The 11,679-nt window shown below is 59.1% G+C and carries 10 protein-coding genes; 8 read left to right on the top strand and 2 right to left on the bottom strand.

Annotation, left to right across the window (positions count from 1 at the left end):
• Positions 1-11 precede the first annotated feature (11 nt).
• The 4 genes from N4Q37_RS03070 to N4Q37_RS03055 all read left to right on the top strand — a co-directional run bounded on the left by N4Q37_RS03070 (position 12) and on the right by N4Q37_RS03055 (position 5,046).
• Positions 12-1,190: a DegT/DnrJ/EryC1/StrS family aminotransferase gene (locus N4Q37_RS03070; RefSeq protein WP_260955211.1), complete on the top strand. Its 1,179-nt coding sequence runs from the start codon at positions 12-14 to the stop codon at positions 1,188-1,190.
• 327 nt (positions 1,191-1,517) lie between these two features.
• Positions 1,518-3,512, top strand: coding sequence for a polysaccharide biosynthesis protein (locus tag N4Q37_RS03065; protein WP_260955634.1), 1,995 nt, complete (start codon positions 1,518-1,520; stop codon positions 3,510-3,512).
• 114 nt (positions 3,513-3,626) lie between these two features.
• Entirely contained in the window at positions 3,627-3,962 is a 336-nt protein-coding gene (locus tag N4Q37_RS03060; RefSeq protein WP_260955209.1) for a ComEA family DNA-binding protein, read from the top strand.
• 232 nt (positions 3,963-4,194) lie between these two features.
• The gene (locus N4Q37_RS03055) at positions 4,195-5,046 is read left to right on the top strand and encodes an urea carboxylase-associated family protein (protein WP_260955208.1); all 852 of its coding nucleotides are present in this window, start codon (positions 4,195-4,197) and stop codon (positions 5,044-5,046) included.
• Positions 5,047-5,109: 63 nt separating this feature from the next.
• On the opposite strand, the gene N4Q37_RS03050 is transcribed toward N4Q37_RS03055, so the two are convergent.
• On the bottom strand, positions 5,110-5,277 hold the full coding sequence (locus tag N4Q37_RS03050; protein WP_260955207.1) for a DUF2897 family protein: 168 nt from the start codon (positions 5,275-5,277) through the stop codon (positions 5,110-5,112).
• A 109-nt stretch (positions 5,278-5,386) separates the two neighbouring features.
• Complete coding sequence (gene eat / locus N4Q37_RS03045) at positions 5,387-6,751, bottom strand: ethanolamine permease (protein WP_260955206.1); 1,365 nt, start codon at positions 6,749-6,751, stop codon at positions 5,387-5,389.
• Positions 6,752-7,091: 340 nt separating this feature from the next.
• Between eat and kdpF the strand changes: the two genes are divergently transcribed.
• From kdpF to kdpC, 4 genes are all read left to right on the top strand, one after another.
• On the top strand, positions 7,092-7,181 hold the full coding sequence (gene kdpF / locus N4Q37_RS03040) for a K(+)-transporting ATPase subunit F (protein WP_003218754.1): 90 nt from the start codon (positions 7,092-7,094) through the stop codon (positions 7,179-7,181).
• Positions 7,182-7,189: 8 nt separating this feature from the next.
• The gene (gene kdpA, locus N4Q37_RS03035) at positions 7,190-8,884 is read left to right on the top strand and encodes a potassium-transporting ATPase subunit KdpA (protein ID WP_260955205.1); all 1,695 of its coding nucleotides are present in this window, start codon (positions 7,190-7,192) and stop codon (positions 8,882-8,884) included.
• Between the two features lie 10 nt (positions 8,885-8,894).
• On the top strand, positions 8,895-10,949 hold the full coding sequence (kdpB, locus tag N4Q37_RS03030) for a potassium-transporting ATPase subunit KdpB (RefSeq protein WP_260955204.1): 2,055 nt from the start codon (positions 8,895-8,897) through the stop codon (positions 10,947-10,949).
• Between the two features lie 159 nt (positions 10,950-11,108).
• A complete protein-coding gene (kdpC, locus tag N4Q37_RS03025; protein WP_260955203.1) occupies positions 11,109-11,654 on the top strand; it encodes a potassium-transporting ATPase subunit KdpC in 546 nt (181 codons plus the stop codon).
• Positions 11,655-11,679 lie beyond the last annotated feature (25 nt).

Raw genomic sequence — 11,679 nt, 5'->3', positions numbered from 1 at the left:
GGATTAGTTCAATGCTGAATACCCCCTTTTCTCCGTGGCCATCTTTCTCTGAAGAGGAGGCAAACTGCGCTCGCGACATCATTCTGTCCAACAAAGTAAACTATTGGACCGGGCAGGAGTGCCGCCAATTTGAGCGAGAGTTTGCCGATTGGGCCGAGACTGATTATGCAGTCGCACTGGCCAATGGTACGGTAGCTCTCGACTTGGCATTGCACGCGCTGGATATTGGTGCTGGTGATGAAGTGATTGTAACTTCCCGAACCTTTTTAGCCTCTGTTTCCAGCATCGTTAACGCTGGCGCCATCCCTGTATTCGCGGATGTAAATGCAGATTCGCAGAATATTGATGCGTCAACCATCAAGGCAGTCCTGTCTCCTCGTACCAAAGCCATCATTTGCGTTCACCTTGCCGGATGGCCTTGTGATATGGACCCCATCATGGCGCTGGCGACTGAGCACGGGATCCGAGTAATTGAAGACTGTGCGCAGGCGCATGGTGCCCGATACAAGGGCAAGGCGATCGGCTCGATAGGTCATATCGGTGCTTGGTCGTTCTGTCAGGACAAGATTATGACTACTGCCGGTGAAGGTGGCATGGTTACGACGAATGATCGTGAACTTTGGGCCAAAATGTGGTCGTTCAAGGATCATGGGAAGAGCTGGGAAGCCGTGTATGAGCGACAGCATGCCCCAGGATTTCGTTGGCTGCACGAGAGCTTCGGCACCAACTGGAGAATGCTGGAGGTACAAGGCGGGATTGGCAGGATTCAGCTGAAACGGATGCCTCAGTGGCACCAGTCGCGGTTGGCTAACGCTCGCCGTATCTGGGATTGCGCCAAGGCTTTGCAAGGCTTGCGTGTTCCTGAGATTCCCAGTGACAGCGTGCATGCAGCGTATAAGTGTTATGTCTTCGTAGAGTCGGATCAACTCGCAGATGGGTGGGATCGGGACCGGATTCTTAACGAGATCGTCGCCCGCGGCGTGCCTTGCTTTTCGGGCTCATGCTCAGAGGTCTACCTGGAGAAGGCTTTCGATAACACGCCGTGGCGACCCGAGGAGAGCTTGCCAGTGGCTGCGCGACTTGGAGAAACAAGCCTGATGTTCTTGGTTCATCCAACGCTGACGGACGCCGAAATGGCCAAGACTTGCGAAGTGTTGACAATGGTCATGCACGACGCCGCTGGAAAATGAAATCCTGGATGGTATCTAGCGTATGAAAACATGTGATACCGCCCAAGTTCGAACTTCTCTGCCTTTGGTCAGGTTACACCGCCCAGGCAGGACGAATGCGTGGAATAGGAAGGGGCTGGTATGGCTTGCCCTCTGGCTTGCATTCATCGTTGTCTATGTGCCTTTGCTACCGCTGGCCGTCAGATTTCATGCTGGCGAGCTTGGGAAGGCCTGATTTAAAGGTAAAAATTCGCGTTTTTGTTTATCGGTTGTCCAAAGGTCGATGACGGGGCCGCGCCTATCAGGATCGGATTGGGTTAGGAGTTGGCCGAGGTGCACGAAGGATTTATGGGTAAATTAAGAACAGCGTTGCTGGGATTGCCAAGGCGCCACAAGCGGGCGATTCAGGTAGCTACAGACGTCATTCTGGTCTGGGTCGCGCTATGGCTCGCGTTTGTCGTTCGTCTCGGAATCGAGGCACTGGCCACTCCGGTCGAAACGCATCTTTGGCTTTTCGCATCCGCCCCGCTGGTCGCCATTCCGATTTTCATACGCTTTGGCATGTACCGCGCCGTCATGCGTTATTTCGGTAACGACGCGTTGATTGCCATCTGTAAAGCGGTCAGCCTCTCTGCCTTGCTGCTGGCCCTGGTGGTGTATTGGTACAGCAACCATAAAACGGTTGTACCTCGCTCGATCATCTTCAACTACTGGTGGTTGAGCTTGATCATGATTGGCGGCCTTCGTCTGATGATGCGGCAGTATTTCTTGGGAGACTGGTTCGCCGCTGCCCAACATGTCCCGTTTGCCAACCGTGACGATGGCTTGCCCAAGGTTGCTATTTATGGCGCTGGAGCTGCTGGAAACCAATTGGTGGCTGCCCTGCGAATGGGGCGGGCAATGCGACCGGTCGCATTCATTGACGATGACAGCAGCATCGCAGATCGCGTCATCGCTGGACTTCAGGTCTACGAGCCCAAGCAGATTCAAAAGATGATCGATACAACAGGTGCGCAGGAGATCTTACTGGCAATACCTTCCTCGTCCAGAGGTCGTCGCCGAGAGATCCTGACCTTGCTTGAGAGGTTCCCGCTGCATGTACGCAGCGTCCCGGGTTTCATGGACCTGGCCAGTGGCCGGGTCAAGGTTGATGACATCCAGGAAGTAGATATTGCGGACTTGCTCGGGCGTGATCCGGTACCTGCGCAACCTGATTTGCTCGAGCATTGCATCACCGGGCAGTCGGTTCTGGTCACCGGAGCAGGCGGGTCAATCGGCTCGGAACTCTGTCGGCAGATCCTGGCGCTCAAGCCCACCACGCTTTTGTTGTATGAACACAGCGAGTTCAATCTTTACAGCATTTTGTCCGAACTTGAACCACGGACTACGCGGGAGTCCTTGTCTGTTCGTTTACTGCCCATATTAGGTTCGGTACGGGATCAGGCCAAGTTGTTGGATGTGATGAAGACCTGGAATGTCGATACGGTCTATCACGCTGCGGCTTATAAGCATGTGCCTATGGTCGAGCACAATATTGCCGAGGGTGTCCTGAACAATGTGATCGGGACGCTCAACACCGCTCAGGCTGCATTACAGGCAGGTGTATCGAACTTCGTCTTGATCTCCACTGATAAAGCCGTACGCCCCACCAATGTGATGGGCAGCACCAAGCGGCTCGCGGAACTGACATTGCAGGCCCTCAGTCGTGAACTGGCGCCCGTATTATTCGGCGATAATGCCAATGTATCTCGGGTCAATAAAACTCGTTTTACCATGGTCCGATTCGGTAACGTGTTGGGATCGTCCGGTTCGGTTATTCCCTTGTTCCATAGACAAATCAAATCCGGCGGGCCGTTGACCGTTACACACCCGAAGATCACGCGTTATTTCATGACCATTCCCGAGGCCGCACAGCTGGTGATTCAGGCCGGCTCCATGGGGTTAGGTGGCGATGTGTTCGTTCTGGATATGGGTGAGCCAGTAAGAATTGTCGAACTGGCGGAGAAAATGATTCATCTGTCTGGTTTGAGTGTCCGCTCGGAGAGGAACCCTCAAGGTGATATTTCAATCAAATTCACGGGTCTGCGTCCCGGCGAGAAGCTTTACGAAGAATTGCTGATAGGCGACAACGTCGTAGCAACCCAGCACCCGATGATCATGAGCGCCAATGAGGACTACCTGCCTTGGGATGTTCTCAAGGCCAGGCTGATGGATCTGTTGGCGGCCATTGAGAGCGACGACTACACCCGCGTTCGCCAGCTGCTTCGCGATACCGTCAGTGGCTATTCCCCGGATGGCGAAATCGTCGACTGGATCTACCAGCAACGTCGCCTCGAACCCTGATTGTTACACACCTCGTAACGTACACATTTTTGACAGCCATCCACCATCGCCTAAGTTTGAGGAGCAGCTTCGGAAAAGCTGCTTCTTTCTTAACGATGTCATGGAGCGTCACTTATGCGTACAAGCTACTTCTATTCGCTGGTCTTTGCCCTTCTGACCAGCGCTTCTATCGCTAGCATTGCGGCGCCGGTGGCTACGCCAGGGACGATGGCTGCGCCGCAGGCCTCGGAAGAGCTGGTGAAGTCCCACGCTGTCAAAGTGGATCTCAACGAGGCGGATGCCGCTACGCTGCAACGGGAGTTGGCGGGAGTCGGCAAGGCCAAGGCTGATGCGATTGTTGCATATCGTGAAACTAATGGCCCTTTCTCGTCGGTAGAGGAGTTGCTGGAGGTCAAGGGCATTGGCAAGGCAATCCTGGACAGGAACCGTGACAAGCTGGAAGTGAACTGAGGTATGGCGGAAGGCCGGTCGCATGACCGGCCTTTTTCAATTCTGGCAGGTGAAAAAGTCGGGATGACGACCGAGGGTCGATTACGAGCCGTCTCCCTGATATTCGCTTGGCACAGAACGTGGTTATGTGATCGTTGAGCAATCCCAACGCGGTATGAATTGTGAACGCTTGCTGACCCCATCATATTCGAGTTGTGCACCCACCAATCATCGCTGATCGAGGACCCGCGTCATGTACAAAGACTACCCAGCCGCCTACCAAGTCAGCAAAGGTTCAGCCCTGCAGGTGGACAAACCTTTCTATGACCGCATCCGCACCCAGCAAGACAAGCGCACCCTGATCGAACAGTTCGAGGTACCGATCCGCACGGGTCGCGCCTGGCATGTACCGGCCGGTCATGTATTCCGCGTCACCACCCCTGTAGGCCCGCAGGTTGGGGATTTCAATGTGTGGAATGCCAACGATCCGCGCGAACGCCTGTGGGCGGCGCGCACGCGTCAGCTTCAGGGCGCCCATGTCAGCACCCATGATCGGTTGTGGTCGAACCTGCCATTTCTGCGGCCGTTGGTGACTATCACCGATGACAGCCTGGTCGGCTATGGTATCGACGAGCACGGGGGACGCTTGCACGATCTACTGGGGACGCGTTGTGATCCGTATGTGAACAAGATGCTGACTGGGGAGGACTTCCATCATCACTGCCACTCGAACCTGACCCGTGCGGTGCTGCCCCACGGCCTGACGGAGTTTGACGTGCATGACGTGTTGAATATTTTCCAGTGCACGGGCCTGAACCACGACGACATGTACTTCATGAAGGCCTGTCCGGCGCAGAAGGGGGATTACCTGGAATTCTTTGCCGAGATCGATCTGTTGTGCGCCTTGTCCACGTGTCCTGGTGGTGATTTGTCGCTGGCGATGTGGGGCCCGGATGCGCAGGACCCTCTTAGCGTTTGTCGTCCGTTGGGGGTGGAGATTTATCGGTTGGAGGATTCGTTGCTGCAGGGCTGGAGCCAGCCGGAGCGAGCGGCATACAAGGGGCTGCATGGGTTGCATATTGCGAAGGCGGATTGGGAGAAGTAACACGCGCAATGCGCGAGGCTTTTGTGGCGAGGGAACTCCCTCGCCACAAAAGCGGAATGCTAATCAGCGATCCTTGGCTTCCTTCGCATCCATTTCCGCATTGCGCTCGGCCACACGCTTGCGTTGTTCATCCGTCAGCTCGACCTTGTTGGCGGTGTCGCGCAGCAGCATCAAGCTACCAACGATCGAGCCGATGGCAACGATCAGGATCAACCAGGCATACCAGGGCATAGGGCTCTCCTCGAGGGTGCGATGGATGAATTGATCCATCGCACCTACCACTTATGAGCGAAGGTCGTTCGCAGTGGTTCCATATTACGCCCGTTGCGCCGGGTTCACCTCACAGCCCGGTCAACATTGCATCGGTCGGGGCGTCGGCGCGCAATTGCGCGGTGAGCAGGAAATACAGGAAGCCCAGCACCATGAAGCCGAGGAAGATGAGCCCGATCAGCGCGTTGAACCAGGCCATCGCCACCAGGCACACCACGGCCAGCAACAGGGCGATTCCCGGTACGAGCGGATAGCCGGGGGCGCGGAAGGTGCGTTCCAGGTTGGGTTCGGTTTTACGCAGTTTGAACAGGCTGAGCATGCTCATGATGTACATGACGATGGCGCCGAACACGGCCATGGTGATCATCGCAGCGGTCAACGTCATGCCGCCGAGGTTGATCAGGCCGTCGCTGTAGATTGCCGTGATGCCGATCACGCCACCGGCGAGGATGGCTCGGTGCGGGGTCTGGAAGCGGGACAGTTTTGCCAGGGAGGCGGGCAGGTAGCCGGCGCGGGCCAGGGCGAAGAACTGGCGCGAGTAGCCGAGGATGATGCCGTGGAAACTGGCCACCAGGCCGAACAGGCCGATCCACACCAGCATGTGCAGCCAGCCGGAGCTTTCGCCGACCACGGTTTTCATGGCTTGGGGCAGCGGATCGTTGATGTTCGACAGGGTGCGCCAATCGCCGACGCCGCCGGCCAGGAACATCACGCCCATGGCCAGGAACACCAGGGTCAGGATGCCGCTGATGTAGGCCTTGGGAATCGTGCGTTTCGGGTCCTTGGCTTCTTCGGCCGCCATGGCTGCGCCTTCGATGGCCAGGAAGAACCAGATAGCGAAGGGAATCGCGGCGAACATGCCGGCGATGGCCGGAGCGCCGAAGGCATCGGAGCCGGCCCAGCCGTTCAAGGCAAAGTGGCTGAAGCTGAACGCCGGGGCGACGACGCCCATGAACACCAGCAGTTCGAACACAGCCAATATGCAGACAATCAGCTCGAAGGTCGCGGCCAACTTCACTCCGAGGATGTTCAAGCCCATGAATACGAGGTAGGCACCGACGGCGGCGTGTTTCGGGTCGAGTGCCGGGAATTGCACGTTCAGGTAGGCGCCGATGGCCAAGGCGATGGCGGGCGGCGCGAAGACGAATTCGATCAAGGTGGCCAGTCCGGCAATTAACCCGCCTTTCTCGCCAAAGGCCCGGCGGCTATAGGCGAACGGGCCGCCGGCGTGGGGGATGGCGGTGGTCAATTCGGTGAAGCTGAAGATAAAGCAGGTGTACATGGCCGCGACCATGAATGAGGTGACCAGGAACCCCAGTGTTCCAGCCACGCCCCAGCCGTAGCTCCAGCCGAAATACTCGCCGGAAATCACCAGGCCGACGGCAATGCCCCATAAATGCAGGGTGCCGAGGGTGGGTTTGAGTTGTGTGTTCATCGCTGGCGTCCCCTTGATGTTTGGCAAAAGTGCTAGGGCAGGGGAGTGCAGTGGGCGTGCCAGTGTGGTGGGGGCGGTCGTAATGGGTGAAATCTTGTCGTTTCGGGGATGTTCCTATCGGATTCCTGGATTTTGTGCCCCAGTTTAGAGCGGTAATTTCTGAAGAAGCCTCATCGCGAGCCTGCGTCAGGTGACGATCTGACGGCCTGCCCAGGCAACTCCTAGCTGATTTTTTACAGATTCTTTATCCCCCAACCCCATCCTCGGTCTCGTTCCTTTACAGCCTCCCTGCCGACAATCACTCCACACGCGGCACGACGCCGTATCACGGAGAAATCCCATGAGTGTTCTGGACGGGGTGTCGCTGCTGCTGGCAGTGGCGCTGTTCATTTATCTACTGGTTGCGCTGTTACGTGCGGATCGGAACTAGGAGCGACCATGCACAGTTATGACTATGGGTTGATCCTCGCCTTTTTCGCCCTGGTGCTGATTCCGGCACCGTTTCTGGGGCGTTTTTATTACCGGGTGATGGAAGGCCAGCGTACCTGGCTTTCGCCGGTCCTCGGCCCAGTGGAGTGTGGATGCTATCGCTTGGCTGGCGTGGATCCTGCGGTTGAGCAGAGCTGGCAGCAATACACCTTGGCCTTGCTTGCCTTCAACCTGGCGGGGTTTGTGTTGCTGTTCGCGATTTTGCTGCTGCAAGGCTATTTGCCGCTTAACACCGAGCAATTGCCGAACATGGAATGGACCCAGGCCTTCAACACCGCCGTCAGTTTCATGACCAACACCAACTGGCAGTCCTACAGCGGCGAAGCGTCCCTGAGCTACCTGAGCCAGATGGTTGGCCTGACCGTGCAGAACTTCGTCAGCGCGGCGACGGGCCTGGCGGTGCTGGTGGCGCTGTGTCGCGGGATCGGGCGCAAGACGACCCAGACGCTGGGCAACTTCTGGGTCGACATGACCCGTGCGACCCTCTACGGATTATTGCCGCTGTGCCTGCTGCTGGCGTTGTTCCTGGTGTGGCAGGGTGTACCGCAGACCTTCGCGCATTATGTGCACGGGATTACGATGCAGGGCGCCGACCAGGTGATCCCATTGGGCCCGGCCGCCAGCCAGATCGCGATCAAGCAACTGGGCACCAACGGCGGCGGTTTCTTCGGCGTCAACTCGGCGCATCCGTTTGAGAACCCGACGGCCTGGAGCAATCTGTTTGAGCTCGCGTCGATCATCCTGATCCCCGCCGCGCTGGTGTTCACCTTCGGCCATTACGTCAAGGACCTGCGCCAGAGTCGGGCGATCATCGCCTGCATGCTCGCGCTGTTCCTGATTGGCGGCGCCACTTCGCTGTGGGCCGAGTATCAGCCCAATCCTGCGCTGAACAACGCCGCGGTGGAGCAAACCGCCCCGTTGGAGGGTAAGGAAGCACGCTTTGGTACCACCGCCACGGTGCTGTGGTCGGTGACCACCACGGCGGCGTCCAACGGCTCGGTCAATGCTATGCACGACAGTCTCAACCCCCTCAGTGGCATGGTCTCGCTGGTGAACATGATGGTCGGCGAAGTGATCTTCGGCGGCGTCGGGGCCGGGCTCTACGGGATGCTGCTGAACGTGCTGATCGCGGTGTTCCTGGCCGGCCTGATGATCGGCCGGACCCCGGAGTACCTGGGCAAGAAGCTCGGTGCCCGGGAAGTGCAACTGCTGGTGGTGACCTTGCTGGTGATGCCGGTGAGTGTGCTGGTGCTGGGCGCCGTCGCCGCGAGCCTGCCAGGCCCTGCGAGCGCCGTCAGCAACCCTGGCGCCCACGGCTTCAGCCAGTTGCTCTACGCCTATACCTCGGCGGGAGCCAACAACGGCTCGGCATTCGGTGGGTTCGGTGCCAACACGCCGTTTCATAACCTCATGTTGGGCCTGGGCATGCTGATCGGGCGGTTCGGCTACATCCTGCCGGTGCTGGCATTGGCCGGTAGCCTGGCGCTGAAGCGAACCGCGCCGATCGGCCAGAACAGCTTTCCGACCCACGGTCCGCTGTTCGTGACGTTGCTGACCGTGACCATCCTGCTGGTGGGCGGCCTGACCTTCCTGCCGACCCTGGCCCTGGGCCCGATTGCCGAACACCTGAGCATGGGCTTCTGAGGATCTGATGATGAATATGCCGATGAGCAAAGCCGCCGTCGCCAAGGCGCCGGAGCAATCTAAAACCGCCATTTCGGCCCTGTGGCGGCCGGCGTTGGTGCAAGCTTTCCGCAAGCTCGACCCGCGCCAGTTGCACCGCGCCCCGGTAATGCTGGTGGTGGAACTGACTGCGATCCTCACCACTGTGTTGTGCTTTATTCCCGACAGTGCCGTGCCAACGTTCGTGGCCGCGCAAATCGCCCTTTGGCTGTGGTTCACGGTGCTGTTCGCCAACTTCGCCGAAGCCTTGGCCGAAGGTCGCGGCAAGGCCCGGGCCGATAGCCTCAAGGCTGGTAGCGAAGGCCTGAGTGCCCGGCGCAAGACCGCCAGTGGCTTTGAAGTGGTCCCTGCCACCCGCCTGCGCAAGGGCGACGTGGTGCGCGTCGAGGCCGGGGAAATGATCCCGGGCGACGGTGAGGTGATCGAGGGGATCGCGGCGGTCAACGAAGCGGCGATCACCGGCGAATCGGCACCGGTCATCCGCGAATCCGGTGGCGACCGCTCTGCCGTCACCGGCAACACCCGCCTGGTCTCCGACTGGTTGCTGGTGCGCATTACCAGCAACCCTGGCGAGTCCACCCTGGACCGCATGATCGCTTTGGTCGAAGGCGCCAAGCGCCAGAAGACGCCCAATGAAGTCGCGTTGGACATCTTGCTGATCGGCCTGACCCTGATCTTCCTGCTGGTGGTGGTGACGCTGCAACCGTTCGCCCACTTCGCCAACGGTAACTTGCCGCTGGTGTTTCTGGTGGCGCTGTTGGTGACCTTGATCCCGACTACCATTGGCGGGTTGTTGTCGGCCATTGGTATCGCCGGGATGGATCGGCTGGTGCGCCTGAATGTGATCGCCAAGTCCGGCCGTGCCGTGGAGGCGGCGGGGGACGTGCATGTGCTGATGCTGGACAAGACCGGCACCATCACCTTTGGCAATCGTCGTTGCGCTGCGATCCACGCCGCTCCCGGTGTGAGCATCAAGCAACTGGCCGAAGGCGCCTTGTTCGCCTCGCTGGCCGATGAGACGGCCGAGGGCAAGTCGATTGTCGAGTATCTGCGGGGCCTGCATGCGCAACCCGAACCCGGCAAGGACTCGTTGGTGGCCGTGCCGTTCAGTGCCGAAACCCGATTGTCCGGTGTCGATTACCAGGGACATGTGTACCGCAAAGGCGCCGTGGATTCGTTGCTCAGTTTCATCGGCCTTGCGCGCAATGAGTTGCCCTCGGCGCTGGCGCGGGAAGTCGACAAGATCGCCCAGAGCGGTGGTACGCCATTGTTGGTCTGCGCCGACGGCAAACTGTTGGGCGCGATCCATCTGAAGGACGTGGTCAAGCCGGGGATTCGCGAACGCTTTGCCGAGCTGCGCAAGTTGGGGATCCGCACGGTGATGGTGACTGGCGACAACCCGCTGACGGCTGCGGCGATTGCCGCCGAGGCGGGCGTCGACGATGTGCTGGCTGAGGCCACGCCAGAGAAGAAACTGGCGCGTATCCGTCATGAGCAGAATGACGGTCGGCTGGTGGCCATGTGCGGTGACGGTGCCAACGATGCCCCGGCCCTGGCCCAGGCTGACGTCGGCATGGCGATGAACGATGGCACCCAGGCGGCGCGTGAGGCGGCCAACATGGTCGACCTCGACAGCGACCCGACCAAGCTGCTGGATGTGGTGCAGATCGGCAAGGAATTGCTGGTGACTCGTGGGGCGCTGACCACCTTTTCCATCGCCAACGACGTGGCCAAGTACTTCGCCATCCTGCCGGCGCTGTTCGCTTCGATTTATCCGCAACTGGGCGTGTTGAACGTCATGCACCTGAGCAGCCCGCAGAGCGCGATCCTGTCGGCCATCGTCTTCAACGCCTTGATCATCGTCGTGCTGATCCCGTTGGCCCTGCGCGGTGTACGGGTGCAGGCGGCGAGCGCGGCGGCGCTGTTGCGGCGCAACCTGTTGATCTATGGCCTGGGCGGGATTGTGGTGCCGTTCGTGGGGATCAAGGCGATCGATATGTTGCTGACGGCGTTGCACCTGGTTTGAGTTCACCATTTCTTGTGGGAGCAAGGCTTGCCCGCGATGAACGATGACGCGGTCTTGCTTGAGATCGAAGTGTCTGTATCGCGAGCAAGCTTTGCTCCCACAAGGTGATCTCCACAGGCGTTGCTTGCACAGGATTTACTTCAATTCGAGGATTTTGAGATGTCCACTCTGATTCGCCCGGCCTTGAGCCTATTGTTTCTGATGACCCTGATCACCGGCGTCGCTTACCCACTGGTGGTCACCGGCGTGGCGCAAGTCGCCTTTCCCGTCCAGGCCAATGGCAGCCTGGTTCAGGATGCCGAGGGCAAGGTCCGTGGTTCAACCTTGATCGCCCAGGATTTCACCGGCGATGCCTGGTTTCACCCACGACCCTCGGCCGGTGCCTTCGCCACGGTCGCCAGTGGCGCCAGCAACCTTTCCCCGAGCAACCCGGCCCTGGCGGCGCGGGTGATCGATGATGCCCGCAAACTTCAGGTGCCGGACCAGGGCCCGGTGCCGCTGGCATTGCTGACCACCTCTGGCAGTGGCCTGGATCCGCACTTGCCACCGGCGGCGATTGCCTATCAACTGGCGCGTGTCGCCGCCGCGCGCAACCTGCCGGTGTCGACTTTGCAACAACTGCTCGATGCTCACATCGAACAGCCCCTGGTGGGGCCGCCGGTGGTGAATGTGCTGGCGTTGAACCTGGCTTTGGAAAAGTTGTAAGAATCTACTCGAAACAAGAGAACCC

Origin of the sequence: Pseudomonas citri (genome assembly GCF_025336485.1) — a bacterium.
GTDB classification, from domain to species: domain Bacteria; phylum Pseudomonadota; class Gammaproteobacteria; order Pseudomonadales; family Pseudomonadaceae; genus Aquipseudomonas; species Aquipseudomonas citri.
Note: the sequence above shows the minus strand (reverse complement) of the source record. Positions and strands in the feature narration are given on the sequence as shown.

Excerpts from the sequence above, each read along its gene's own strand:
- N4Q37_RS03065 (WP_260955634.1), top strand. The coding sequence starts at position 1,518 with ATGGGTAAATTAAGAACAGCGTTGCTGGGATTGCCAAGGCGCCACAAG.
- N4Q37_RS03055 (WP_260955208.1), top strand. The coding sequence starts at position 4,195 with ATGTACAAAGACTACCCAGCCGCCTACCAAGTCAGCAAAGGTTCAGCC.
- kdpC (WP_260955203.1), top strand. The coding sequence starts at position 11,109 with ATGTCCACTCTGATTCGCCCGGCCTTGAGCCTATTGTTTCTGATGACC.
- kdpF (WP_003218754.1), top strand. The coding sequence starts at position 7,092 with ATGAGTGTTCTGGACGGGGTGTCGCTGCTGCTGGCAGTGGCGCTGTTC.
- N4Q37_RS03070 (WP_260955211.1), top strand. The coding sequence starts at position 12 with ATGCTGAATACCCCCTTTTCTCCGTGGCCATCTTTCTCTGAAGAGGAG.
- N4Q37_RS03050 (WP_260955207.1), bottom strand. The coding sequence starts at position 5,277 with ATGCCCTGGTATGCCTGGTTGATCCTGATCGTTGCCATCGGCTCGATC.
- kdpA (WP_260955205.1), top strand. The coding sequence starts at position 7,190 with ATGCACAGTTATGACTATGGGTTGATCCTCGCCTTTTTCGCCCTGGTG.
- eat (WP_260955206.1), bottom strand. The coding sequence starts at position 6,751 with ATGAACACACAACTCAAACCCACCCTCGGCACCCTGCATTTATGGGGC.
- N4Q37_RS03060 (WP_260955209.1), top strand. The coding sequence starts at position 3,627 with ATGCGTACAAGCTACTTCTATTCGCTGGTCTTTGCCCTTCTGACCAGC.
- kdpB (WP_260955204.1), top strand. The coding sequence starts at position 8,895 with ATGAATATGCCGATGAGCAAAGCCGCCGTCGCCAAGGCGCCGGAGCAA.